This window comes from Bradyrhizobium sp. WSM2254 (assembly GCF_000472645.1).
GTDB classification, from domain to species: Bacteria; Pseudomonadota; Alphaproteobacteria; order Rhizobiales; family Xanthobacteraceae; genus Bradyrhizobium; species Bradyrhizobium niftali.
On sequence record NZ_AXAB01000019.1, the window covers coordinates 16,600 to 38,606 of the forward strand.

Annotated in this window: 27 protein-coding genes; 11 read left to right on the top strand and 16 right to left on the bottom strand. The window is 64.4% G+C overall.

Annotated features, from left to right (window positions below):
• Window positions 1-182 precede the first annotated feature (182 nt).
• The gene (locus A3M7_RS0114045; protein WP_027544514.1) at window positions 183-446 is read right to left on the bottom strand and encodes a hypothetical protein; all 264 of its coding nucleotides are present in this window, start codon (window positions 444-446) and stop codon (window positions 183-185) included.
• Between the two features lie 200 nt (window positions 447-646).
• A complete protein-coding gene (locus A3M7_RS0114050) occupies window positions 647-2,131 on the bottom strand; it encodes an aldehyde dehydrogenase family protein (RefSeq protein ID WP_027544515.1) in 1,485 nt (494 codons plus the stop codon).
• A gap of 110 nt (window positions 2,132-2,241) precedes the next feature.
• On the opposite strand from A3M7_RS0114050, the gene A3M7_RS0114055 reads away from it, so the two are divergent.
• The 3 genes from A3M7_RS0114055 to A3M7_RS0114065 all read left to right on the top strand — a co-directional run bounded on the left by A3M7_RS0114055 (window position 2,242) and on the right by A3M7_RS0114065 (window position 4,276).
• Complete coding sequence (locus A3M7_RS0114055; RefSeq protein WP_027544516.1) at window positions 2,242-3,324, top strand: substrate-binding domain-containing protein; 1,083 nt, start codon at window positions 2,242-2,244, stop codon at window positions 3,322-3,324.
• Window positions 3,325-3,411: 87 nt separating this feature from the next.
• A complete protein-coding gene (locus tag A3M7_RS0114060; RefSeq protein WP_027544517.1) occupies window positions 3,412-3,786 on the top strand; it encodes a winged helix-turn-helix domain-containing protein in 375 nt (124 codons plus the stop codon).
• 85 nt (window positions 3,787-3,871) lie between these two features.
• Window positions 3,872-4,276, top strand: a complete 405-nt coding sequence (locus A3M7_RS0114065; RefSeq protein WP_156936873.1) for a hypothetical protein — start codon at window positions 3,872-3,874, stop codon at window positions 4,274-4,276.
• A gap of 64 nt (window positions 4,277-4,340) precedes the next feature.
• Here the strand turns inward: A3M7_RS0114065 and A3M7_RS0114070 are convergent, their stop codons facing one another.
• Entirely contained in the window at window positions 4,341-4,718 is a 378-nt protein-coding gene (locus tag A3M7_RS0114070; protein ID WP_027544519.1) for a hypothetical protein, read from the bottom strand.
• 159 nt (window positions 4,719-4,877) lie between these two features.
• Window positions 4,878-5,456 (bottom strand): hypothetical protein, encoded by a 579-nt coding sequence (locus tag A3M7_RS0114075; RefSeq protein ID WP_027544520.1) that lies wholly within the window; start codon window positions 5,454-5,456, stop codon window positions 4,878-4,880.
• Window positions 5,457-5,619: 163 nt separating this feature from the next.
• Between A3M7_RS0114075 and A3M7_RS0114080 the strand changes: the two genes are divergently transcribed.
• Complete coding sequence (locus A3M7_RS0114080; protein WP_027544521.1) at window positions 5,620-6,558, top strand: LysR family transcriptional regulator; 939 nt, start codon at window positions 5,620-5,622, stop codon at window positions 6,556-6,558.
• A 173-nt stretch (window positions 6,559-6,731) separates the two neighbouring features.
• Entirely contained in the window at window positions 6,732-7,700 is a 969-nt protein-coding gene (locus A3M7_RS0114085) for a helix-turn-helix domain-containing protein (RefSeq protein WP_027544522.1), read from the top strand.
• Between the two features lie 31 nt (window positions 7,701-7,731).
• On the opposite strand, the gene A3M7_RS0114090 is transcribed toward A3M7_RS0114085, so the two are convergent.
• The 5 genes from A3M7_RS0114090 to A3M7_RS0114115 all read right to left on the bottom strand — a co-directional run bounded on the left by A3M7_RS0114090 (window position 7,732) and on the right by A3M7_RS0114115 (window position 10,759).
• Window positions 7,732-8,316: a TIGR00645 family protein gene (locus tag A3M7_RS0114090; protein ID WP_027544523.1), complete on the bottom strand. Its 585-nt coding sequence runs from the start codon at window positions 8,314-8,316 to the stop codon at window positions 7,732-7,734.
• Window positions 8,317-8,350: 34 nt separating this feature from the next.
• Complete coding sequence (locus A3M7_RS0114095; RefSeq protein ID WP_027544524.1) at window positions 8,351-8,986, bottom strand: TerC family protein; 636 nt, start codon at window positions 8,984-8,986, stop codon at window positions 8,351-8,353.
• Window positions 8,983-9,345 (bottom strand): hypothetical protein, encoded by a 363-nt coding sequence (locus A3M7_RS0114100; protein ID WP_027544525.1) that lies wholly within the window; start codon window positions 9,343-9,345, stop codon window positions 8,983-8,985. Before A3M7_RS0114100 ends, A3M7_RS0114095 begins: the two co-directional genes overlap by 4 nt.
• A gap of 2 nt (window positions 9,346-9,347) precedes the next feature.
• Window positions 9,348-9,809 (bottom strand): TerB family tellurite resistance protein, encoded by a 462-nt coding sequence (locus tag A3M7_RS0114105; RefSeq protein WP_027544526.1) that lies wholly within the window; start codon window positions 9,807-9,809, stop codon window positions 9,348-9,350.
• A 569-nt stretch (window positions 9,810-10,378) separates the two neighbouring features.
• Window positions 10,379-10,759 (bottom strand): nuclear transport factor 2 family protein, encoded by a 381-nt coding sequence (locus A3M7_RS0114115; protein ID WP_027544527.1) that lies wholly within the window; start codon window positions 10,757-10,759, stop codon window positions 10,379-10,381.
• 273 nt (window positions 10,760-11,032) lie between these two features.
• On the opposite strand from A3M7_RS0114115, the gene A3M7_RS0114120 reads away from it, so the two are divergent.
• The 3 genes from A3M7_RS0114120 (at window position 11,033) to A3M7_RS0114130 (ending at window position 13,383) form a co-directional block, all read left to right on the top strand.
• On the top strand, window positions 11,033-11,860 hold the full coding sequence (locus tag A3M7_RS0114120) for a class II glutamine amidotransferase (protein ID WP_027544528.1): 828 nt from the start codon (window positions 11,033-11,035) through the stop codon (window positions 11,858-11,860).
• Between the two features lie 20 nt (window positions 11,861-11,880).
• Window positions 11,881-13,110 (top strand): carboxylate-amine ligase, encoded by a 1,230-nt coding sequence (locus A3M7_RS0114125; RefSeq protein ID WP_027544529.1) that lies wholly within the window; start codon window positions 11,881-11,883, stop codon window positions 13,108-13,110.
• 87 nt (window positions 13,111-13,197) lie between these two features.
• Entirely contained in the window at window positions 13,198-13,383 is a 186-nt protein-coding gene (locus A3M7_RS0114130) for a hypothetical protein (RefSeq protein ID WP_027544530.1), read from the top strand.
• Here A3M7_RS0114130 and A3M7_RS0114135 read toward each other — a convergent pair.
• On the bottom strand, window positions 13,368-13,571 hold the full coding sequence (locus tag A3M7_RS0114135; protein ID WP_027544531.1) for a hypothetical protein: 204 nt from the start codon (window positions 13,569-13,571) through the stop codon (window positions 13,368-13,370). The genes A3M7_RS0114130 and A3M7_RS0114135 overlap by 16 nt on opposite strands.
• A 400-nt stretch (window positions 13,572-13,971) precedes the next feature.
• Here A3M7_RS0114135 and A3M7_RS0114140 point away from each other — a divergent pair, with 400 nt between their 5' ends.
• The gene (locus tag A3M7_RS0114140) at window positions 13,972-15,111 is read left to right on the top strand and encodes a hypothetical protein (protein ID WP_027544532.1); all 1,140 of its coding nucleotides are present in this window, start codon (window positions 13,972-13,974) and stop codon (window positions 15,109-15,111) included.
• A 43-nt stretch (window positions 15,112-15,154) separates the two neighbouring features.
• Here A3M7_RS0114140 and A3M7_RS0114145 read toward each other — a convergent pair whose 3' ends face one another.
• From A3M7_RS0114145 to A3M7_RS44100, 3 genes are all read right to left on the bottom strand, one after another.
• Window positions 15,155-15,775, bottom strand: a complete 621-nt coding sequence (locus A3M7_RS0114145) for a general stress protein (RefSeq protein ID WP_027544533.1) — start codon at window positions 15,773-15,775, stop codon at window positions 15,155-15,157.
• 12 nt (window positions 15,776-15,787) lie between these two features.
• On the bottom strand, window positions 15,788-16,123 hold the full coding sequence (locus tag A3M7_RS0114150) for a hypothetical protein (RefSeq protein ID WP_027544534.1): 336 nt from the start codon (window positions 16,121-16,123) through the stop codon (window positions 15,788-15,790).
• Between the two features lie 387 nt (window positions 16,124-16,510).
• Window positions 16,511-16,897: a hypothetical protein gene (locus A3M7_RS44100; RefSeq protein WP_049823397.1), complete on the bottom strand. Its 387-nt coding sequence runs from the start codon at window positions 16,895-16,897 to the stop codon at window positions 16,511-16,513.
• A gap of 493 nt (window positions 16,898-17,390) precedes the next feature.
• Between A3M7_RS44100 and A3M7_RS0114165 the strand changes: the two genes are divergently transcribed.
• Window positions 17,391-18,398, top strand: coding sequence for an alpha/beta fold hydrolase (locus A3M7_RS0114165; protein ID WP_027544535.1), 1,008 nt, complete (start codon window positions 17,391-17,393; stop codon window positions 18,396-18,398).
• 13 nt (window positions 18,399-18,411) lie between these two features.
• Here A3M7_RS0114165 and gor read toward each other — a convergent pair whose 3' ends face one another.
• Genes gor through rpiA form a run of 3 tightly spaced genes read right to left on the bottom strand, consistent with a single transcriptional unit; the run spans window position 18,412 to window position 21,089 of the window.
• On the bottom strand, window positions 18,412-19,800 hold the full coding sequence (gene gor, locus A3M7_RS0114170) for a glutathione-disulfide reductase (protein WP_027544536.1): 1,389 nt from the start codon (window positions 19,798-19,800) through the stop codon (window positions 18,412-18,414).
• A gap of 33 nt (window positions 19,801-19,833) precedes the next feature.
• Window positions 19,834-20,364, bottom strand: a complete 531-nt coding sequence (locus A3M7_RS0114175) for a DUF2059 domain-containing protein (RefSeq protein WP_027544537.1) — start codon at window positions 20,362-20,364, stop codon at window positions 19,834-19,836.
• Between the two features lie 2 nt (window positions 20,365-20,366).
• Window positions 20,367-21,089, bottom strand: coding sequence for a ribose-5-phosphate isomerase RpiA (gene rpiA / locus A3M7_RS0114180; protein ID WP_027544538.1), 723 nt, complete (start codon window positions 21,087-21,089; stop codon window positions 20,367-20,369).
• 155 nt (window positions 21,090-21,244) lie between these two features.
• Here rpiA and A3M7_RS44105 point away from each other — a divergent pair, with 155 nt between their 5' ends.
• Window positions 21,245-21,937, top strand: a complete 693-nt coding sequence (locus A3M7_RS44105; protein ID WP_049823415.1) for an HAD family hydrolase — start codon at window positions 21,245-21,247, stop codon at window positions 21,935-21,937.
• Window positions 21,938-22,007: the final 70 nt, after the last annotated feature.

Below are 22,007 nucleotides of genomic sequence, written 5' to 3' on the forward strand. Positions count from 1 at the left end.
ATGTCGTCCCGGCGAAGGCCGGGACCCATAACCACCGAATTTAGTTTGGCGAAGATTGGTCGTTCGGCACTTCTACCTCACGCATTCGATGGATTCCGCGGTATGGGTCCCGGCCTTCGCCGGGACGACGCATGGATGTGCTTGACGACTCCACCGGCGCGGGCGGGCGTGAGCCGTTCGAATTAGCGAATGATCGTCGTCAGAGACGAGTAGCGCCTGTTCGGCTTGGCTTCGCCCGGCGCGAACTGCGCGAAGGCATCGCTGACGCGCACCGCCGGCGGCGTATCGCCGGCGAAGCGGAATTCCTTTGGCCGCGGCGCGTAGAAGCTGGCGCTGTAATAGGCGTCGTCGAAGCGCGCCTCGCCGACCCCGAACACTGCGTCGCAGACGAACAGGAGTGCGTAGACTCCCGCGACCGCGGCGACGATCTCCTTGAGAATTGACATGCTGATGCCCTGCCCTGTTGCGGGCAGGATGCGCATTGGTTCCAAAGCTCTGGTTTAGGGCGCCGTGCTTCCTGTTCGCAGGGTTTGCCGCCGCTGAGCGGAATGCAGACAATTTTATCGATCTCGAAAAGAGAGCCCGCCTGACCGGACGATCAGGCGGGCTCCAGGCTTGGCCGCTCGGGAGGTATCAGACGGCCAAATCAGACGGCTAAGTTCATCCACACCGCCTTCGGCTCGGTGAAATTGTCGAGCGCCGCGGTGCCGTGCTCGCGGCCGAGTCCGGAGTCGCGTTCGCCGCCCCAGGGCAGGCGCACGTCGGTGTAGCCATAGGTGTTCATCCAGACCGTGCCGGCGCGGGCCCGCTTGGCAAAACGCTGGAGCTTGCCGATGTCGCGGCTCCAGACGCCGGCCGCGAGGCTGTAGGCGGTGCCGTTGGCGATCCGCAAGGCATCGGCCTCATCCCTGAACTTGATGACGCTGACGACGGGGCCGAAGATTTCCTCCTGCGAGATCCGCATCTCGTGTTCGACATTCGCGAACACCGCAGGGCTGATAAAGTAGCCGCGCTCGCCGACCCGCGTCCCGCCGGTGACGAGGCTCGCCCCCTCCTGCCGGCCGATATCGACATAGTCGAGGATCGACTTCATCTGCTTCTCGGAGATGACGGGACCCAGCGCCGTCTTGCGATCGAGCGTATCGCCCATCTTCAGCGATTTTGCGCGCGCAGCAAGACGCTCGACGACTTCGTCATAGGCCCTCTCCTGCACCAGCACGCGGGAGCCGGCCGAGCACACCTGGCCGGCGTTGAAGAAGATGCCGGAGGCCGCGGCTTTCGAGGCTGCTTCGAGATCGGCATCGTCGAAGATGACGTTGGCCGATTTGCCGCCGAGTTCGAGCGAGACGCGCTTGAAGTTGCCGGCCGCGCCTTTCATGATTCCGCGACCCACACCCGGCGAGCCGGTGAAGGTGACCTTGTCGACATCGGGGTGATTGACCAGTGCGTCGCCGACGACGCGGCCGGGGCCCGTGACGACGTTGAAGACGCCCGCCGGCAGACCAGCCTGAAGCGCGAGTTCGGCGATGCGCAGCGCCGACAGCGAGGTCAGCTCGGCCGGCTTCATCACGATGGTGCAGCCGCAGGCCAGCGCCGGCGCCAGCTTCCACATCCCGATCATCAGCGGGAAGTTCCACGGCACGATCGCAGCGACCACGCCGACCGGCTCGCGCACGGTGTAGGTCAGGGCATCGTCACGCACGGGCACGACGTCGCCGCTGATCTTGTCCGCCCAGCCGGCGTAGTAGATCAGCGTATCGACGCCGGCCGGGAAGTCCTGGCGCAGCGTCGCGGAGATCGGCTTGCCGGCATCGATCGACTCGAGCTCGATGATTTCTTCAGCGTTTGCCTTGAGCAGGTCGGCCCAGCGCAGCAGGATCTGGCCGCGCTCGGAAGCGCGCATCATGCGCCACGGCCCCTCGAACGCCCGCCGCGCGGCCGCCACCGCATGCTCGACATCGGCCTCGCCGCCTTCGGCGACGGTGGCGATGACCTGCCCGGTCGCGGGATTGAGGGATTTGAAGGTGCGGCCGGAGCTTGCGGGGACGCGGCGGCCATCGATGAGCAGATGCTGCGGCCGGGCCATGAACTCGGTCGCTGGCGAATGCGCAAAGTCATATGCAACAGACATCATATTTCCTCCCGTTCTGGTATCCCAGATTAGGACGGTATTCTCCGCAGTAAATATGATATGGTGTGCCTATGGCCACCCGATATATGAACTCGACTTCATAAGATTTCATGCTCCAGATCGAGATCGAGGCAGTTTGGCGATTTCGCCAGGAGGGCAGTCCGCGCACGGCGGTGGTCATGCTCGGCGTGCTGAACGAAATCCGGAAGACCGGAAAGATCACGAGCGCGGCCGCCGACGCGCACCTCTCCTACCGGCACGTCTGGAATCTGATCGAGCAATGGTCGGAGTTCTTCGGCACGCCGCTCGTCGAGACCCAGCGCGGCAAGGGCTCCAGGCTCACGCCATTCGGCGAGCGGCTGGTATGGGCCGGCGAGCGCATGCAGGCCCGGCTCGGGCCGCAGCTGGAAAACCTGGCACAGGAGCTGGCAAGCGAGATCAAGCCGTTCCTCGAGCAGCGCCCATCGGTGATCCGCGTGCACGCCAGCCACGGCTTTGCGGTGGCAAAGCTGCGCGAATTCCTCGACCGCGAGCCTGGCATCGGCGTCGACCTGCGCTATGTCAGCAACCAGCATTCGCTGGTCTCGCTGGCACAGGGCGCCTGCGATCTCTCCGGCCTGCATCTGCCGCACGGCGCGCTACGGGCGCAAGGCATCAAGGCCGCGCGCGAATGGCTCGATCCCCGCGAGGACCGCGTCATCAGCTTCGTCACGCGCGAGATGGGGCTGATGGTCGCGCGCGGCAATCCGCTTGGCATCGAAACGATCGAGGACCTGACCAGGCCAAAGGTCCGCTTCGTCAACCGCGACCATGATTCCGGCACGCGCCTGCTGTTCGACCAGTTGCTGGCCGCACACCGCATCGACGAAAGCCGTATCAACGGCGCGCAGCAGATCGAGTTCACCCACGCAGCCGTCGCCGCCTATGTCGCGAGCGGCATGGCGGATGCGAGCTTCGGCGTCGAGGCGGCCGCCCGGCATTTCGGCCTCGATTTCATTCGCATCGTGACCGAGGATTATTTCTTCGTCTGCAAGCGTGCCTTCCTCGACACCGAGCCGATGCGGCGCATCCTCGACATCATGCGCAGCGCCGATTTTCGTGCCGCCGTCGCCAGCCTGCCCGGCTATGTGCCGTCGGAAACGGGCACCGTGACCGGCGTGAAGGCCTTTCTGGAGATGCACGCCGTGCGCTGAGGCGATACGGCGCCCTCACCTTGTCCGCGGCAGGCAAGAGTGGCAATCTGCCTTCATTGTCCCTCGATTGTCCCTCGAGATCCGAACATGTCGCGCGCGAGCGCCAAATCGCTCCCCCAGTTGAGCCTTCGCATCGACCTCGACGGCGAGGATCGGATCGGTCCCGGCAAGATCGAGCTTCTGGAGCAGATCCGCGAGCAAGGCTCGATCTCGGCGGCCGGCCGCGCCATGGACATGTCCTACAAGCGCGCCTGGGATCTCGTCGACGAAATCAATCGCATCTGCGGACATGCCGTGGTCGAGCCGCAGGCCGGCGGCAAGAACGGCGGCGGCGCGATGCTGACTCCATTCGGCGAGAAACTTGTTGCCCGCTACCGCAAGATCGAGCGCGACGCCGCGCGCGCGGTGCACAAGGAGCTGGAAGCGCTCAGGAGCGACATCGCCCGTTCGCGCAAATCGTGATCGACGGACTCGCATGCACGTGTCTTGGTCGTACGCCCCGACCTGTCACAGCTTCGCTCTCTTCGCAGAGGATTTCCTGACCGCCATGGATCCGGTATCGCAACTCCGCGCCAGCCTGCTTCCGATCCTGCAAGATTTGCAGCAGGAGCTGGGAAGAAAGCATCCAGATGTAACTACGAACATCTTCGATTGGCCGGTCGGGGAGCTCACCAGTTGGCAAGGTCACGACCTCGGAATCGAGTGCACTTTTAGCGACGTCGCGCCCGAACAGCCCGATCATGTCGTGCTATCGGTATCGCTGAAACATCTGCACGAAGCACCATCAATTCATTCCGCTGATGTGGTGTGGGCAGATGGCACCGTCGAAGCGAGTGTCTTGCCTGAATCTGTCGAGTTCTCCCCCGACTGTCTCGCAGGCCTGATCGAACGAATACCGGAACTGTCTGATGCACTCAGACAGACTATCCGACGCGGTCGGCCCGTTGCTTAACCCAATTTGGGCGAACGACCATTCTTCCGAAGCGGGCAGAGGCCAGCTCTAAGAGGCCACCATTTTAGTTCGGCCGCACCGACGTGTCGGGCATCGGCTGCGTCAGGGCCTCGCCGAGCAGGCTCTGCTCGGCCTTCGGGATCGAGAAGCGGACCTTGAAACCGTCCTCGGTCTGAAGCGTGATGATGCGCTGGGTCGTGTCGGTCGATTGTTCCAGCACCCAGGATGCCAGCGGATAGGCATAGCGCAGGCTCTGGTCGCCGTAGCGGGCCTTCAGTGCGGCCTCCAGCAATCCCGGAAGCGTCATGATCAGAGCGCCGACCTGGTTGAGCGAGACGCTGACGGCGGCGGGATTGCCCGTCACGTCCTCGAAGCCCAGCGAGATCGCACCGCCATCGGCCGCAACCTCGCAGGTCGTGAGCGATCTGACTTTGATTTCCATCGAGAGCTCCGGAACGGCATTCCGCTATATCTTAGAAAATATAGCGTTATGTGCGATCAGGTCCAGCGGCTTCTTTTGGAACAACTCGAACCGCCGCAAAGGGCTTCAAACGGCATTGACGTGAACGTCGGCGCGGTCCCGGCAGCGCGACGCGACCGCTCAGATCGCCGGCTCGTCCTTGAGCGCCGCCACCACCTGCTCGCCGCGATCGGTCAGGCGATAGGTCACCAGCGGACGGCTCGACGGCGGCTTGCGGTCGATCTCGACGATGTAGCCGCGCACCATCAGCGCTTCGAAACTGCCGTAGTAGCCGAACATGCTGATCTGGTTCTGCTTGAGCAGCTTGAACTCGCGCAGGAGACGGATCTCGTTGCCCGAGAGCAGCGAGCGACGGACGCGCTGCACGAACCGCGCGCGCTGCTCGAACCACGCCTGGTCGGGCAGTTCGTGCAAGGCCGGCGCCGGGTCGCGCTCGCAGGGGCGCGCCTCGGTCGCGACATCGGCCATGACCTCAGGAAGGCACGGCATGCTGCCGACCACCGCGTCCTTGGCGACATCGAGCAATGCGATCGGCCAGCGCCGCTTGTTGTCCACCATGACCGGCGGCGGCACGACGTTGTCGCGCACCAACTGCTCGAAACGGCCGGCGGTCACGCCGACATAGGCGGCCGCCCGACGGCGATCGACCAGACGGGTGTCCGGCCCGTGCTCCAGCTCGCAAGCGATGTTCTCGTTCACCCCGAAATCCCCTGGCGCGTCGTTGCGCGAGGCCCGGCGGCGCTCATTGGGGCCTGGCCGAGCCGGCGGCGAACCTAGGGGGGACCAGCGCTCTCGAAAAGCAGAGAATTTCGTACATGTTGATGCCGTTTCGGCAACGGCTATAGTCCGTGCCGGGGGACCCATGCGATTTCACTCACCGGCCATCCAGTACTTCCACGCCGTCCGCCGCACCGGCTCGATCCGGGCCGCGGCACGCGTTCTGAACGTCGCCTCCTCGGCGGTCAGCCGCCAGATTCTCAAGCTAGAGCAAGAGGTTGGATCACCGCTGTTCGAGCGCAATGCGCGCGGGCTGACGTTGACGACGGTCGGCGAGATGCTGGCCCGGCATGTCATGAACGTGCTCCAGGACCTCGACCGCTTCCGCTCGGACGTCGCGTCCCTGTCGGGCACCTGGCGGGGCACCGTCAGCATCGCCTGCATCGAGTCGCTGACGGAATCGGTGCTGCCGGACCTGATCACCTCACATCGCGGCCGCGCCCGCCGCGTCAGCTTCACCACCGAGGTGAAGGGATCGTCGGACGTGCTGGAGGCCCTGAGCCGCGGCGAGGCCGACATCGGCATCGCCATGGCGCTCCGCCATCCGCCGGACTTGCGGCAGGTCGCCTTGAAGCGGTTTCGCCTCGGCGCGGTGGTGTCGCGCGAGCATCCGCTGGCGCGCCGCAAGACGGTGACGCTGGAGCAATGCCTCGCCTTCCCCGTCATCAATGCGCTGCCGGAACTGTCGATCTATCATCTGCTCCAGCCGCTGATCGCACAGCTCTCCGAGACGCCGGAGCCGGCGATTCAGGCCAATTCGATCGACCTGATGCGCGAGCTCGCCGCACGCGGCGTCGGCGTCGCCTTCCAGACCCAGCTCGGCATCGGCCGGCTGTCGCGCGACAGCCAGCTCGTCTTCCTGCCGCTCGACAACGCCGGCAGCCCGGTCTGGTCCGACCTCGGCATCTATGTTCGCGCCGAGCGCACCCTGCCCGCCTTCATCGAATCCTTTCTCCAGGAGCTGGTGCGCGAGCTGGGCGAGCGCGAGCGGCGCGAGAACGCGGCCTATCCGCAGACGTCGTGACGTCGCGGCGCCGCCGCCAAGCCGGCGCAGCGTGGATGCGACCACGCGACCCGTGGTCTTGCGGACTTGCCTGAAGCAAGGTTGCTCCGGCAGCATTCCCGGCCGATGTCGCGCCCGCGAGATCGAGGACGCGCCGGCACACGCCGAACGCCTGAGGTCACTGGGATCCCGAGATGCCGGTACGTTGGCTCAAGCCGTCGCGAGTCCTGAGCATCGAGCGCTACAGCGACTTCGAATCCTTTCGTCCGAGCGAGGTTTTGGGCGGCGGCATCAGCACGCCGCTCGAGCCGCGCGAGGTCTCGCTGCACCGCGCCATCCTGCCGCTCCAGGATGGTCTGTTCGTGCTGCAGCGGACCTTCGCCCGGCGCCTTCAGGCCAACATCGGCACCGATCACGGCGTCGGCCTCGTCATCCCGCTCGCCTCCCACTCGATCGCGAACGGGCGCGAGATCGACAATTCGATGATCGGAATCGTGCGCGGCAAGGTGCCCACCGAGGCGGTCGAGCATCACGCCAACACCTATCTGATGCTGCGCTTCAACTCCGACATGCGCCATCGCGGCTGGGCGGACTACGACACCGGGCTCGAATTCACGCGCCTCAACGACGACACGATGGCGCGCGTGCGCGCGGCCATTCTCGACATGTTCTGCCTGGCCTCGCGCTGCAACGATCCCAGGCAATTCGAAGCCATCGACCGGCCGATCCAGGAAAGGCTTCTCGCGGGGCTCGATGCCGCCCTTGCCCCCATCGACGCTCGACATCTCCGGCGCGGGTCGTACGACAAGCATCGCAAGCTGGTCGCACGGCTGGACGAGGCGGCCACGCTGTCCGGCGGCATCCCGCTGTACAGCGGCGACCTCGCAAATGCGCTCGGCGTCTCCGTCCGCACGCTCCAGAGCGCGACACAGGCGGTGCATGGCGTCAGCCTGCACTACTATCTCAGGCTGAAGCGGCTGTGGTCGACCCGCGCGCAGCTCATCACCGGAGGTGACGGAATGACGGTGAAGGCCGCGGCGCTCGCGAACGGCTTCTGGCACATGGGCGAATTCTCGAAACTCTACAAGGCGACGTTCGGCGAGATGCCGTCCGGGACGCTGGCGCAGGCCCGTGATTTCAAGGACGAGAGCCCGTACCTCTGAGACAGCTTCGGTCAAACGCGCTGCGCCGCGCTCAGCCGTGCCCCACTTCCTTGCGGTGACCGCTCTCGCTGAGGCGATCGACCCAGGCGATGCCGATCGCCGAGATGATGAAGGTCAGGTGGATCAAGACCTGCCACATCACGCCGGTCTCGGTGAAATTGCTGCGCGTGGTGCCGAGATTTCCTGCCTCGATGAAGGTGCGCAGCAGCGAGATCGAGGAGATGCCGATGATCGCCATCGCAAGCTTGATCTTGAGCACGCTGGCGTTGACATGACTGAGCCATTCCGGCTCGTCGGGATGGCCGCTCAGGTTCAGCCGCGAGACGAAGGTCTCGTAGCCGCCGACGATCACCATCACCAGCAGGTTCGAGATCATGACGACGTCGATCAGTCCGAGCACGACCAGCATGATCTGCTGCTCGCTGGCGTCGAACGAGTGGAGGACCAGGTGCCAGAGCTCCTTGAGGAACAGCAGCACGTAGACGCCCTGTGCGATGATGAGGCCGACATAGAGCGGCACCTGCAGCCAGCGCGAGCCGAAGATCAGCTGGGCGACCAGGCCGATCGCCGGCGGCGGCACGGGCGCCGCCGAAGCTGCCTTGGGTTCAGACGTCATGGATCACTCCGGATTGCAGGCAGGAATCGTCGCCTCAGAGACTCGCGATGACGGGCGCGAGCTCGAGCGAGCCGCGATAGATCATCTCGAAGGCAACGTAGACGATGATGGCGAGACCGACATAGGCGATCCAGCGCTGCTTCTGCAACACCCGGCCGAGCAGATCGGCGGCGACGCCCATCATCGCGACCGACAGCAACAGTCCGAACGCGAGGATGTAGGGATGCTCACGCGCCGCGCCCGCGACCGCGAGCACGTTGTCGAGCGACATCGAGACGTCGGCGGCGACGATCTGCAAGGCGGCCTGGCCGAAGGTCTTTCGCGGCGCCGATGCCGCGCTTCCGCCGCCATGGCTGAACGCAAGCGCGCTGCCGTGCCCGGCCTGCTCGCGCAATTCGCGCCACATCTTCCAGCACACCCAGAGCAGCAGCACGCCGCCGGCGAGCAGGAGGCCGATCACCTGCAAGAGCTGGGTCGCGATGCCGGCAAAGACGATGCGCAAGACCGTGGCCGCGACGATACCGACGACGATGGCGCGCCGGCGCTGCCCGGCCGGCAGGCCGGCAGCGGCAAGGCCGATGACGACGGCGTTGTCGCCGGCGAGCACGAGGTCGATCAGGACAACCTGGAGCAGCGCCGACAGCGCGTCGGCGGTGATGAACTCAGTCATGATTGATCAATTTTCGGTGCGGACGGTTCGAGCCATTGCGGCTTGCGGCGTTCGATCCAGTCGAACACCTTCGAGCGGGCGGAGCGCAGCGCCGGCACGTCTTCGGCGAGCAATGCGAGACCGAGCGGCAGCATCCAGACGCCGAGCACCGGCAGGAAGGAGAACACGCCGCCGACGACGAGCAGCGCGCCGGAGGGGATCCTCACCCAGCGGCTGGATGGCTTGAGCAGATAGGTGACGGTGTCGCCCATGCGGGGCGGCAGACGATGGACGAGCCTGTCAAGGCGCGGATCACCGCCGGCCATCTGGCCGGTGGTGCCCGCGGTTCCGGTCGTATGCTCGTCCGATGTCGCGCTCATGCTCACTCCTTTGGGAGGGTGCCTGCCGCACCCGGTCCGACCTGCTTGGCGCGCGGCAATACCAACGTCAGCAGCCGCAGCAGCTTGATCGCCTGCACCTCTTGGGGATGCACGTCCTCGTCCGCGGCCGCAACGCGCTCCGACAGCTCCATCAGATGGGACGAGAGCGGCATGTTCGAGACCGGCCGCAGCGTGTCGATCACCACATTGGCAAAGTCCGGCTCCTCCAAGCGTTCCGCCAGCTCGTCGAACATCGCGAACAATCGGTCGTCGACGATATGCGGCGCCAAACCGCGATCCCTGATGAAGCGGATCACCTCGTCGCGCTCGACCGGCGAGACACGCCGGTCGGCGACCGCGACAAGCGCGCCGGCGATGATCAGCGCCGCCGCAGCCTGCTCATTGAGGCTGGACGGTTCGGCAATCTCAAGTGCGATCGGGTTGGAGTTTTTGGCGTCAGACATCGATGCTCCTCAACGTTGCGAGATGGCCGCGCGGAGCTGCGATGGGGACGATTGGGCCGGAGGGAAACAGAGAAGGCCCGACGATCGGCCGATCCATCGCATTCGCGCGGGACAGGTCATCCGACATCGCGAGGTTGGCCGACATTCGTCGGCGGCCTCGCCAGAGGGGCCCGGATTCTTGTTCTGCTCACAGATAAAGATGGGCCTGTCGGAATCAAGGCGAGGCGACTGCGACCAGCCGCCGCATCGGTTCCATGGTGCCGGATTTGGTTAAGCAGCTTTGCTGATTGTCTCATGTCCCGGACGCGCTGCAACGCCTTCAGCGTTGCGGCGCAGAGCCGGGACCCAGACAGCCACGCATTCGCCGCTGCATGGGCCCCGGCTCCGCAGCGCACCGCTGAAGAAGCGCTGCGCTGCGTCCGGGGCACGGGAGCCTCGTTTGGGCACGCAACTACGTCAACGCCGTCATTGCGAGCGCAGCGAAGCAATCCAGAATCCCTCCGCGGAAAGACTCTGGATTGCTTCGCTGCGCTCGCAATGACGGAGTGTGGGCGACAGCGTCGCCCCCTTCAATTCACCCGCTCGACAAGATGCGCGCGCGAGGGTGACGGATCGAACCGGTCGCCGAAATATTGCGTTTCGTGTGCCACCAGTCCGTCGCGGAATTCCATGATGCTCACGACGTAGGACGGCACGCCGTCATATGTCAGCACGAATTCGCTCACCCAGAGATCGCCGCCGCCGATGATCCGCCGGACCGTGAAGCGCTTGCTATTCGGCTGCACGAAACGGCTCTCCTGAATGTTCCGGCGGCCATGGATGCGCTCGCCCGACTGCGGGTAGTCGAGCACGGCATCCTCGTGATAGATGTCGTGCTCGGCCTCGAAATCGTTCGCGTCCGACGCGTCCCAATGGCTCCGGAGCGCCGCCAATCTGGCTCGATCATCCATCTCGGTCTCCGATCCTGAATGAAACTGTCCGACGCCCTCATCTGATGATGCAGAACTCCGGCGGCAAGGCTCCCCTCGCAACGTCTAACAACGTCCAACGAGCTAACAATTCGATTTGGATGCAGATTGGCGTGCGCACAGGTCTCAGCACATTTGCGACAGATGGAGGTCGGCGGCGGCGTCCTGATTCGCATGTAGGGGTGATGGGAACCATCCTGCCATCAGGCTTGTTGTTGCACCTCACGACGCATCCACTGCCCGACCGGAACCTGCATGTGCCGCTGGATCGCATACCGGGGCGAGACCACCTCGTTCGAACCTTACGTCACCGAGCCCGAGCATTCGCTGATCGCGCAAAGCATCCGCTCGCTCCAGTCCACCGCGGGCTCGAATGGCGACGGGTTCGGGCTCGGCTGGTATGGCGAGCATCCGGAGCCGGGCCTCTACCGTGAAACGCGCCCCGCCTGGTCGGATGAAAACCTGCGCTACCTCTGCCGCCATCTGCGCTCGCACCTCTTCTTCGCCCATGTTCGCGCCGCCACCGGCACGGCCGTGACGCGGCAGAATTGTCATCCCTTCGCCTGCGGCCAGTGGATGTTCATGCACAACGGATTCGTCGGCAGCTGGAACCGGCTGCGGCGCAAGGTCGAGGCGCTGATCCCGGATGCCTATTATCCGTCGCGATTGGGGACGACCGACTCCGAAGCCGTGTTCCTCGCCATCATGGGCGCCGGCCTCGACAACGACCCGCTTCGAGCAACGCAAGCCGTGCTGCAATCGCTCGTCGGTCTCGTCAATGAAGGCCAGCTTCGCGAGCGGCTGCGCTTCACCAGCGCGATCGCCAACGGCAGGGATCTCTATGCGTTTCGCGTTGCGGTCAACGATGCCGCCAACACGCTCTATTTCCGCGAGGCCGGTGGCCAGGTCATCGTCGTGTCCGAGCCGTTCGACAAGGAATCGGACTGGACGGAGGTGCCGCCGAATCACGCCCTGATCGCGCGCGCGTCCGAAAGTGCGAAAATTGTTCCGTTCAACCTTGCAATTTCCAGCGGGTCCGACGCGGAACCCGCCCCCGCCAGGAGGATTATTGTCCGCAGGTAATGCCTTCGCCGGGTGGCACGATGACATTTACTTCGGACGTTTTGAAATTGCTGCGTCTCGATTCCTCCGACGACAAGCAGCACCTCGTCATTCGCTCCGCCGGCGGTCGTGGCAAGGCAGCGGAATATTCATTCGGCATCGAGGAGGAATACTTCCTCGCCGATCGGCGCAGCCTGGAGGTCGCGATCCAGACTCCCAACGAGCTGTTCGAGTCGGCGAACTGGTCGACCGGCGGCCAGGCCATGCGGGAGATGCTGCAATCCCAGCTCGAGGTCGCCACCAACGTTCATGTCGACGTCAACGACGCGCGCGAAGAGCTCCGCTTTCTCCGCCGCGAAGTCGCGAACGTTGCCGCCCAGTACGGCTTCGTGATCATGGCCTGCGGCACGCATCCGACCGCCGTCTGGCGCATGTCACAACCGAGCCCGAAGCCGCGCTACGAGGAGATGATCGAGGATCTGCGCAGCATCGGCCACCGCAACATGATGTGCGGCATGCATGTGCACGTCCAGCTGCCCGATCCCGAGAAGCGCATGGCGGTGATGCGGGCGATGCTGCCGCATCTGCCGCTGTTCATCGCGCTGTCGGCGTCCTCCCCGTTCTGGAACTCGCACAAGACGGGCCTGAAGGGCTACCGCCTGGCGGCCTATTCCGAGCTGCCGCGCACCGGCCTGCCCGAACTGTTCGAGAGCAGGTACGATTACGACGAGTATGTCGGCGCATTGCAGCGCTCCGGCGTGATCCCCGACGAGAGTCACATCTGGTGGGCGATGCGCCCTTCCATGAAGCATCCGACCCTCGAGCTTCGCGCGCCCGACACCTGCACCTTCGTCGACGACGCCGTTGCCATTGCCTCGCTCTATCGCTGCCTGACGCGGCGTCTGTATCGGCGGCCCCATCTGTCGAAAGAGGTCACGGTCGTCGAGCGCGCGATCGCGGTCGAGAACAAATGGCGCGCCCAGCGCTACGGCACCGATTGCATCTTTGCCTCGAAGGACGGGCCGGTCACCATCTCGGAGCTGCTCTCCCGCCTGATCGACGGCATCGCCGAGGACGCGGATGCGCTGAATTGCGCGTCCGAGGTCGAGCATTGCCGCACCATCGTGGAACGCGGCAGCTCGGCGGAATTCCAGCTTCGCGCCTACCGTGAAAGCGGCAACGACATCGCGGCCGTGTCACAATGGATTGCTACATCGACGATATCAGGGACGAGCGCTCCGGCGGGACGCACCGCTGCTGCATCGACATAGCCTCCGCGCAAGCCTTGGGAACGATAACGGCATTCCGGAATTTGCCGTGTCTTGTACAGAGTCCTGTACAGAGTCTTGGAGAAACGCATGACCGACATCACCTGTTGCGCCGGCTGCGGCCGCGGCCTGGTGCCCATCCTGTCCGAGAAGGGCGCGACAGAATCAAGCTGCTTCTGGTGCGAAGGTGTCGATGTGCGAACGATGGAAATGGCGAAGTGGGCGGACAGCCCCTCCGGCAAGCCCGAGCGCAGCGCGCTTCAGTCGTTCGAATGAGCGGCTTCGGACGTCTTGCGGAATTCCTGTGCCTCGGTGCTGCAATGCCTTCCGGCTTGCAGGATCACCATGCTGAGCAGGTGAGCCAGGAATGAAAGTCCGGCCGTATGCGCGATTTCGCGCAGCTCGGTGCAGATCTCCGCAATGTAGCGGGCGGCCTCCTGCGGCCTTGCGTAGCCGTCTTGCATGGAAACTCCCGGGTTAGCCGGACGAGAGCTGCTGTCTCGGTTAAAAGGACAACCTAGGACGCCTAATCCCGCCGAGCCGAATGCGTTCCGCGGTTGCGCCCGGGAGCAGCCATGCCCTGCACGCTGCCGTCAGGGCTTGCCGACAAATTAGACAATTCGGGTCACCTTCGCGAGATCGCGAGGTTCGGCAGGACGGTCGGGCAATCGCGCGCCACGCGCGGTCTAACCTTCGGCGGAACCACTGGATTTTCTGCTACCCGGGCTCGCTATCCCGAGCCGCGGAGGCCATTTGCTGCTGCGCAACCGAACTGGCCCAAAATTCGCAGAGCCGCATGAGGCCCCAAGTCCCCGCCCTCGCCACCAGGGCAGCCGGGACGAGCGGATCAGATCGGAGAATGCCATGAACGTGCATGCTGCGGGCGATCTCAAATACACCGGCCTCACCCGTCCGAATGGCACGCCCCTTCGCTTGAACGATCAGGACTTCGTCGCGATCGACCGCGACAAGAATGCGAAGTTTGAGGCGACCTACCGGCCGCAAGCCCTCTACAATCGCGCCAACGAGGGCTTTCACGCCAACAACGAAACCTTCCTGCTGCACGAAGTCGCGACCAATCTGCCGATCTACCGCCCGGACACCGGCCCCACCGATTTCCATCTTCATCTTCCGCCCGGCGGCTTTCAGCTCGTACTGGTCACCTCGGGCGCGTTCACCTTCGACTACGACGGGCGCTTCTACAGTGTCGGCCCGGGCGCTGTGATGCTGCAAAGCGCGATCGTGCACCGTCAGCTCTTCTACACCTGGTCGGGCCTGTCGACCGAAGAGAATCTGAAGACGCCGCAGACGGTGGTGCCCGATCCGATCTCGATGGGCTATTCGGGTAAATTCCTCGAAGCCTTCATCACTGATCCCACCACCTTTCCGAACCCGACCATCGTCGGTCCGAGCCAGATCAACGAGGCCGAGACGCCACGCGTGGCCTGGAGCCATCCTCTGCATGATCGTCCTGCCGATGCAGGCTTCTGGCTTCAGGACCCGCTGGCGCTGGACGCGCTGTTCAAGCCGCTCACCGATGGCTCGGTCAAATCGGCCATGCCGGTCCATGTGCGCGATATCGGCATCGAGATTCCGAGCGGACATCTCGTCACCGGCCACATCATCGCAACCGACCCGCCCGGCCAGTCGCTGCTGCCGAAGAGCACGTCGGCGGCGGTGGACGGCACCTCGTTTGCCAAGGGCGAGGTCGTGATCTATCGCGTCATCCGCGGCACGGCCGAATTCAAGACCAAGTCCGGCGAGACGTTTGAACTCTCTGCCGGTGACGTGGTGACGGCCGGCAAGAGCTCGATCAGCCTCATTGGCGTCGGTGAGAACACCCAGGTCCTCCGGCTCGGCCTGCTCAAAGGCATGAACGACCTTCGCAGCTGGACCCCGACGCAGCGCGACGAGATCGACGGCCTCGCCGGTCAAATCATCACCCACAAGGACGTCCGTCCCCTGCGCACCGAAGGCAAGCCGGTCGGGTATCTATACGCGTAGCGCACAAAAAACGGCCCGCCGGAGCGGGCCGTAGAGATCTCATTTAGCGCAATGATCCGCCGTAGAGCTGTCGCTCCTTGCGGACCTCTTCGGCGCCATAAGGTTTGCTGGCGGGATCGAACGATTTCCACCCGGCCTTTTGCCAGCTGGTACTGCGGTCACGCAAGTTGACGGAAGACTCGTTCAGGATTGAATCGAGGCGGGACCGATCCGCGTCCGCCACCCGCGCCGACACAAGCGTACCTCCGCGACGGACGCCCTCGGCGTAGGTGTCCGCATCCTCACGCGAAATGCCCGCCTCCGTAAGCGCCCCGACGATGCCGCCGGTAGCTGCTCCGGCGGCAGCACCAACCGCGGTCGCGGCCAGCCAGCCAGCTGCGACGACAGGTCCGAGGCCGGGAATCGCCAGCAAGCCAAGGCCGGCAAGAAGGCCAGCGGTACCACCGACGCCCGCACCGATGCCAGCACCCGTGCCGGCTCCTTCGGCACGATCATCGACACCATCCCGATCGCGGTCCACCTTCTTGTTGGTGTTAAACCAGCTGTCCGAATTGTTGGCGACGATGCTGATGTCCGAGTGCGGCACGCCGGCAGCCTCGAGGCGCTGAACCGCCTGCTGCGCGTTGTTATAGTTGTCGTAAAGACGAGAAATTGTAACGGTCATGTTGTGTCCTTCTTACTTGGCCGAATTGACGTTGCCTTGAAAATCGATGCTGACCGCAGTGGCTGATCCACCCTTGCTGGCCTGTCCGCGCCACACGCCCTTGTCGTCCTTCTTCAATTCGGTGACGTTGGCGTAGCCGGCATCCTCGATCTTCGATTTGGCCTGCTCTTCGGTGAAACTGTTGCGCCCCGCGACGGGAGTGTCGGAGTTGTTTTGGCCGGCACTGTTGACCGCGCCGTTGTTCGGTCCGGACTGCGCCGGCGGATTCTGCGCCGAAGCCGGGGTCGCCGCCAATGCCGCGGCCGCTGTGAATAAAGAAATGCAAACGAAGAGTGATGGGCGTCTCATGATTGTCTCCAGTGTCTAAGGAGTGAGCCAAACCGCCATCAGCACTTTGGTTCCTACCTCTTCGCCCGGTGACGTCGGCTTCGAGATCAAGCGCTGAAGAAGATCATCTCCGTGACCGCTATGATGCGAATTGCAAGTCGAGTTCGCCTTGGCGCGCTTCGAGCGCAGTCTCGACGATGCGTCCGCTCTTGAACATTTGCTCGCGCATTTCGAGGGATCGGCTTGACCGTTTGCCGCGCTGGCAGCACGCGCTTCGCCCATACCGGAATCTCGTGCCCCGAAGGGGTGAGATGGTTGCGGCGAGCTTTCTTCAGGAGCGCGTCTGCACCGGCTTCAAGCGGCGCGGTTGCGCGTCTGAGTCATGAATCGTCGTTGCCGTGCGTGGGATCAGGCTTGCGCGCCTTGCGGCGAAGGTCGCGAGACCGGCGGCGTCACGCCGTCGAGCCAATCCTGCGTGTCCGCGAGAGCGAGCCAGGCATCGCCCATGCGCCTGAACTGCTGGCGCGCCGTGTCGTCGGGAGCAGTGCCTTCCAGGGTGAGGCAATGTCCGGCGTTCTCGCGAAGATGCTCGGACCGGCTCGCTTGGAGATCCGTGCTGCTCGCGGGATCTGCCGAAGACTGCCAGGCGTTCCGGCACACCGGGCACCGCCACTGATTGATGAGTTTCCCGGTGGGCAAATAGGTCGAGTGCACGGGAGCCATGACGAGCCGCCCGCAGGCGGGACAGCCGTCCGCCCCTTGCGGCGGCGGCAATTGGCCGTCGTCCTGAATCACCTTCGCACTCTAGTGACGTTCGAACTTGCGGCAAAGATGCAGAGGATTAAGCAAGACGTTCATTGCGCGCCTCCAGTTTGTGGCGGGAGCGCGGCAGCGTCTCTCTGTCACTGGCGCCTGTGGTGTCTGTGCCAGTGATCTCCTGAATATGGTGTCTCACCCGACATTCGCCAGAGCGCGATCCCGAGAAACCGTTCCTGGCGGCCGGCCAACGGCCGTCATGCGGCCTGCTCGCCGCATCAACTGGGGTTAGGAACATATCGCCACCCCTCCTGTTGCGTCTGCACGGCATGCCCGTGAATGCGCATGCCGTCTCCAAGAATGGAATATGACCATCCGTGCACTTTGTCGGCACGCGCAAAGGCGACGTCCGGGTCGACACGGTTCCGGATCCCAGGAAGGCATCGTCAAGACCACGATGCGACCAGCACGTTAATCCGGAAGAGTCCCTTCCTACTCTCCAACAGCTGGCTGCGGTCAGCGAAAGTGTCACATGCGTATACTGAAAAAGCGTTCGCCGTCGTTGGCAGCGACGACCCTTCATGCTCTCGCCAAATATCCGTTCGCCTCCGCCGTTGTCGCGGCAGCCGGCCTGATGGCTGCGGCCGCGGTCGTCAATCGGCGGCTTGCCGACAAGGCACAACGCGATAACCCGCCACAAGGACGGTTCATCGACATCGACGGCGTTCGCCTGCACTACGTCGAGCGCGGATCCGGACGCCCCCTGGTCCTGCTCCATGGCAATGGCAGCATGATCCAGGATTTCGAGTCGAGCGGTCTGATTGACCTCGCTGCGAAGGACTATCGCGTCATCGTGTTCGACCGTCCCGGCTTCGGCCACAGCCTGCGGCCCCGCAACGTGGTGTGGACGCCTGCGGCGCAAGCCGATCTATTCAAGGACGCGCTCGCGCATATCGGCGTCGAAAAGGCGATCGTGCTCGGACATTCCTGGGGAGCGTCGGTTGCGATTGCCTTGGCAAGCAGACACCCCTCGACGGTCGAGGCCTTGATCCTGGCATCCGGCTATTATTTCCCGACGGCGCGCACCGATGCCATGATGGCGATGGCCGGGCCGGCGATACCGGGATTCGGCGATATCCTCAGCCACACGATTTCCCCGATCCTCAGCCGTCTGATGTGGCCGGCGATGTTGCGGCAGCTGTTCGGACCGAAATCAGTCCCGCAAAAATTCGACGGCTTTCCAAAATCGTTGGCCGTGCGTCCCTCGCAGCTTCGTGCCGGCGCCGCCGAGGCAGCGCTGATGGTCCCTGCGGCAATGCTGTCTGCGAAGACCTACGGCGAGCTGGCTATGCCGGTAACCATCCTGGCCGGCGAGGACGATCGCCTCATCGACATCGACGAGCAGTCGGGCCGCCTGCATGACGAGATCAAGCACAGCAAGATGCACCGCGTCCCGGACGCAGGTCACATGATCCAGCAATCGAACACGGCCGACCTGATGGCTGCGGTCGAGGAAGCCGCCGCCGGAACGTTGCATTGAGACGATGACACCCCTACTCCGCGGCCTGACGGACGTGGCGCGCGGTCGGGGTGCGCATGGTGACGAGCTCTTCGGCCGCGGTCGGATGCAGCGCAAACGTCGCGTCGAAATCGGCCTTGGTCGCCTTCATCTTCACCGCGATCGCGACCGCCTGGGTGATCTCGGCGGCGGCGTCACCGACGATGTGGCAGCCGAGCACGCGGTCGGATGAGCCGTCGACGACGAGCTTCATCAGAACGCGGGTGTCGCGGCCGGACATCGTCGCCTTGATGGGACGGAACGTCGTCTTGTAGATGTCGACGTGGCTGAACTGCGCGCGCGCTTCGGTCTCGGTCAGACCGACAGTGCCGACCTCCGGCTGCGAGAACACCGCAGTCGGGATAGAGGAATGGTCCACCTGCACCTCGCGCTTGCCGAACACGGTGTCGGCGAACGCATGACCCTCGCGGATCGCGACCGGCGTCAGATTGTGGCGATGGGTGACGTCGCCGATCGCATAGATGCTGTCGACCGAGCTCTTGGAGAAATGGTCGACCGCGATGCCGCCGTTCCTCGGGTTGATGGCGACGCCGGCCTTCTCCAGGCCGAGATTGGCGACGGCCGGATGGCGGCCGATCGCGAACATCACCTGGTCGGACGCCACGCTCGAGCCGTTCGACAGGTGGGTGGTGAATTCCTCGCCATGGCGATCGACCTTCGCCACCGTGCAGCCGGTGAGAATGGTGATGCCCTGCTTCTCCATCTCGCTGCGAACGTGAGCGCGGACATCCTCGTCGAAGCCGCGCAAGATGTTGTCGCCGCGATAGATCACGGTGACGTCGGAGCCGTAGCCAGCGAAGATGCCCGCGAATTCCAGCGCGATATAGCCGCCGCCCTGGATCACGATCCGCTTCGGCAGCTTCTTGAGGTGAAACGCCTCGTTGGAGGAGATCACGTGCTCGATGCCGGGGATCGAAGCGCCGTGGTTGGGCGCGCCGCCGGTGGCGACCAGAATGTACTTCGCCGTGACCTTCCTGTCGTTCTCGAGCAGGCGGACGGTGTGGGCGTCCTCGATCACCGCACGGCTCTTGACGATCTGCGCGCCGGACTTTTCGACATTCGTCGTGTAGGCCGCCTCCAGCCGCGCGATCTCCTTGTCCTTGTTGGCGATCAGCGTCGCCCAGTCGAAGCTCATGGACGGGATGGCCCAGCCGAAGCCGGCGGCGTCCTCTATCTCGTGACGGACATGCGAGCCGATCACAAGCAGCTTCTTCGGCACGCAGCCGCGGATCACGCAGGTGCCGCCCATGCGGTACTCTTCCGCGATCGTGACGCGGGCACCGTGGCCGGCCGCGATGCGGGCGGCGCGCACGCCGCCCGAGCCGCCGCCGATGACGAAAAGGTCGACGTCGAATTCAGCCATTGTCCACTCCGACCTTCCTGCCTCGCGTCCTCGTCACATTTCCTTGCCGCGCTTCTTCATCTCGGCGCGAAACGCGCTCGCAATGGTTTCGGAGAAACTCTGCGCCCACGAATTCATGACCTTCATGCTCTGGTCGATGGCGCGCGGCTCGGCTTCGATCAGCTTCTTGCCCAGCGGCGACTTGTAGAAGGCGACGAGGTCCTTGAGCTCCTGCTCGGTGAACTGGGCGGCATAGGCCTGCGCCATGCCTTCGCCGATCTCCTTCTCGCGGCCGGCCAGCTGCTGCGCCACGACCGGCGCCAGCTCGTTGAGGTCCTTCTGGTAGTTGAGGTTCTGTCCGATCAGCGTCGCCTTGACCTTCTCGACCATGCCGGGCACCGCGTTCGCGTACATCGCGGTGGCGTTCTTCATGCTCAGGATTTCCCTGGCCGACGCGATCGCCGCGGGCGAGGCCTTGGGCGCGGCGGCTTGCTGTGCCGCGGCCGGGACCGCGCCAAAAGCCAGCCCCAAGGCCAATCCCAAGGCAAGGCCCGCAGCGGGCAGCAACTTCAAAACGCTCTTCATTCCTAGTCTCCTTTCGGCTTTCGCCGTTCAATCACGCGAATTCCCCGGCCGCCCGCCAGAACAGCAGAGCTGGCCAAGCCGATGAACAACCCATGCTCGACCACGCCTGGGATCACGCTCAACGCCTTGGCGAGGCCGGGCGGATCGACAATACGTCCGAGCTGGGCATCGAGGATCCAGTGGCCGCCATCGGTGACGAAAACGTGGCTGTCCTCCCCGCCCTTGGCCTTGCGGATCGCCATTTGCCCGGAAACGCCGCAGCCGGCAAATGCCGTCTCGATCGCCCGGCGCGTCGCCCCGAGCCCGAACGGGATGACCTCGATCGGCAGCGGGAAGCGGCCGAGCGTCGGCACCCATTTGGTGTCGTCGGCAATCACGATCATGCGATCCGATGCGGCCGCCACGATCTTCTCGCGCAGCAGCGCGCCGCCACCGCCCTTGATCAGGTTGAGCTCGGGATCGATCTCGTCGGCACCGTCGACGGTGATGTCGAGATGGTCGATCCCGTCGAGCGTGGTCAGCGGCACGCCGCAGCGCTCCGCATCGAGGCGCGTCGCCTCGGAGGTCGGCACGCCGATCACCTTGAGTCCGGCCGCGACGCGCTCGCCGAGCAACTCGACGAAATGCTTGGCGGTCGAGCCGGTGCCGAGCCCGAGCTGCATGCCGTCCCGCACCTCTTCCAGAGCGCGCGCCGCCGCCTGCCGTTTCAACTGGTCCATGTTCACGTTTGCGCCCGCCTTTGAAGTCACGAATGCGCCGCCGATCGTGGCCGCTTGCGGCGGCCTATGTAGCCTCGTTTTCCGCGCGGGAACAGGCCTATAAGCTGATCTTATGGCGTCGCCCCTTGCGCCGGCCCGGCCGGACCGATAGCGCTTGGACCATGACCTCCCCTCACACCATCGTCTTCGATCTCGACGGCACGCTTGTGGATACGGCGCCCGACCTGATCACCGCGCTGAATTACGTGCTCGACCGCGAAGGCCTGCCGCCCGTGCCAATGCAGTCGGCCCGCAACATGATCGGCGCCGGCGCCCGCAAGCTGATCGAGCGGGGCCTGGAGGCCGAGGGCCGCACCGTGACGCCTTCGGACATGGACCGGATGACGGCGGATTTCATCGCCTATTACGCCGAGCATATCGCGGTCGAATCCCGGCCTTTCGAGGGGCTGGAGGCCGCGCTCGACCATTTTGCGGCGCGAGGCCATCGCCTGGCCGTCTGCACCAACAAGCTGGAATGGCTGTCGAAGCGCCTGCTGGACCAGCTCGACCTCAGCCGCCGCTTCGCGGCGATCTGCGGCGCCGACACCTTTGGCGTCCAGAAGCCGGATCCGGCCATTTTCCGGGAAACGGTGGCCCGCGCCGGCGGAGAGGTCAAAGCCAGCATCATGGTCGGCGATGCCGGAACCGATGTCGGCGTGGCCCGGCGCGCCGGGGTGCCCGTGATCGGGGTCAGCTTCGGCTACACGGACGTACCGATCGCCGAGCTGAAGCCGGACCGGCTGATCCATCACATGCGCGACCTGCCGGCCGCAGCCCATAGCCTGATGACGGCGCGAACTTCGGCAAGCCACTGAAAGTCCATAAAAATCCTGAAGATACCCCGCGTTAACCAACTATTAACTATGCACATCCCGCCGGTTGCCT